This is a genomic window from Hyella patelloides LEGE 07179, assembly GCF_900659865.1.
In the GTDB taxonomy this organism is placed as follows: Bacteria; Cyanobacteriota; Cyanobacteriia; order Cyanobacteriales; family Xenococcaceae; genus Hyella; species Hyella patelloides.
Genome location: NZ_LR214288.1, coordinates 1 through 1639, shown reverse-complemented (window position 1 = coordinate 1639; position 1639 = coordinate 1). Strand labels below are relative to the sequence as shown.

At 31.9% G+C, this 1639-nt stretch carries 1 protein-coding gene; it reads right to left on the bottom strand.

What is annotated here, in order from left to right; translation table 11 throughout:
* Positions 1-331: 331 nt before the first annotated feature.
* Positions 332-1639 (bottom strand): AAA-like domain-containing protein (locus H1P_RS33205; protein ID WP_222427372.1); only part of this gene is annotated, 1308 nt, incomplete at its 5' end.

The following is a 1639-nucleotide window of genomic DNA, read 5'->3' as shown; positions in this document are numbered from 1 at the left end:
TGCTGTTGATGGTGTCATGATTTTCAACATACCATCCACTTCTTCTCTAATTGAGGCTCATTTAATACTTATTCCTCATCTCTCAAATTAATTATTCCTTCTCTCTCTTATTTCTGCGGAATGTCGGCTATATAGTACTCTTTTTCTGATTAAGAAAAAACACTAGAACTATTGTTTGCACTAACTCGGTGACTCGGTGACTCGGTGATTCCTACCCTCAAACCTTCGTCTCTTATTACTTTTAAGAAATGGTAATAGGTTGTTTATTCAGTTAAAATTTCCGCAATTATAAACAACGCGATCGCTCTTTGCCTTAATTACTTAATATTACTCAATATTCATATTGTTGATTAATAAAATAATTACGATATAACTTACAACGAGGTGATACTAAATTTTGTTGATATTTAACTAAATTAAGACTGTGTAACTTATAAATTTGTAGAGAGTTAAGTGCTATGGGTTCATCAGATTGAACTACTCTAGCAAAAGCAGAACTTAGTTCGGGAGACTGATTTAAAATATTAGATAAACGACGTAAAGAATTGCTATAAATTCCAGTCTCTGAAACCGCATTTTGTAATAATTTTTCTAGAGGAATATTTTGATTTTTCACATGATACATGGCTAATCTTACTAAATAAGGATGACCACCCACTAAATCCATTAACTGACTAATTTCAAACTTATCCCATTTTAACTGATACAAATTAGCTAAAATTTTAACTTGTTTATCATCAAATTCTTCTAATAAAATGGGAACTCCTGCATTAAAAGGCGATTGATTAATATCTAAAGGAATATATACCTCAGTCGAATGTGCTAGTACCAACTTTAATCTTGACCAACAATGATAAGTTTTTCCTTTTTCATGCCAGCTTCGTAACATTCCCAAAAAATCTTCAATCACTTCTTCATAAGCAAATAATCTGTCAATATTATCTACAGCTAAGACAATTTCTTTAGTTATTTCCGCTAAAATATACTCCTCAAAATAAACCGTACAGTTATCATTACTTCCCAGAATATCTGTATCCCAATAATCATTTACTTTATTAGCTAATTTCAACTGACGGGAAACCATAGCGCATAACCAACGCAATAGTTTATCTAAATTTTGAACAATAGATCGCTCGACGCTATCAAAATCTAGATATATTGTTTTGTAGTCAGAATTACGCCCTTGTTCGAGAATACGATTAACTAAAGAAGTTTTTCCCATCCATTTTGCACCTTTAATTCTAATTAAAGAGCCTGGTTTAACAATTGTTTCATAACAAACAGATTCACATCGCGATCTCTTAACATAAAAGGGAGAGCCTAGAGCAACCGATCCTTCAGGAAAAGCTAAATTTTTTGTAGTTAAAGATTCTGATATTTGAGTCTGATATTGTATAAGGTTGACTTGAGTGTGTTTACACCACTTTCTTTGTAAAGCTCCTTTAAAATTTTTCTTAGATACCTTTTCCTGTAAAGCTGTCGAAAGATTATTCCAAAACTTATTCCCTATATCTTTGCTAAGATAACTACTAGAATAACCTTCAGTTTCGGCAATTTCTTCATAGGTTTTATTATCCCAAGCTCCGCGCAAAATTATAATTTCTAGATCGCTGAGATGTTTTCCTGTTTGCTTAAAGAT